The 353-nt window shown below is 42.2% G+C and carries 1 pseudogene; it reads right to left on the bottom strand.

What is annotated here, in order from left to right:
• Positions 1–353: pseudogene (locus Q0772_RS16235) on the bottom strand (hypothetical protein); the annotation flags it as partial.

Below are 353 nucleotides of genomic sequence, written 5' to 3'. Positions count from 1 at the left end.
CTTGCTCTGCTTGTATTCTTACCTCTTCAGCTAATTTTGCCTTAGCGTCTTCTTCAGCTTTCAACCTTGCTGCTTCTGCTATTTTTGCTTGCTCCTCTTGCTCTGCTTGTATTCTTGCCTCTTCAGCTAATTTTGCCTTAGCCGCTTCTTCAGCTTTTAACCTTGCTGTTTCTGCTATTTTTGCTTGTTCTTCTTGCTCTGCTTGTATTCTTGCCTCTTCAGCTAATTTTGCCTTAGCCGCTTCTTCAGCTTTTAACCTTGCTGCTTCTGCTATTCTTGCTTGTTCTTCTTGCTCTGCTTGTATTCTTGCCTCTTCAGCTAATTTTGCCTTAGCCGCTTCTTCAGCTTTTAAC

The organism is uncultured Algibacter sp. (genome assembly GCF_947490405.1).
GTDB lineage: Bacteria > Bacteroidota > Bacteroidia > Flavobacteriales > Flavobacteriaceae > Algibacter_B.
Note: the sequence above shows the minus strand (reverse complement) of the source record. Positions and strands in the feature narration are given on the sequence as shown.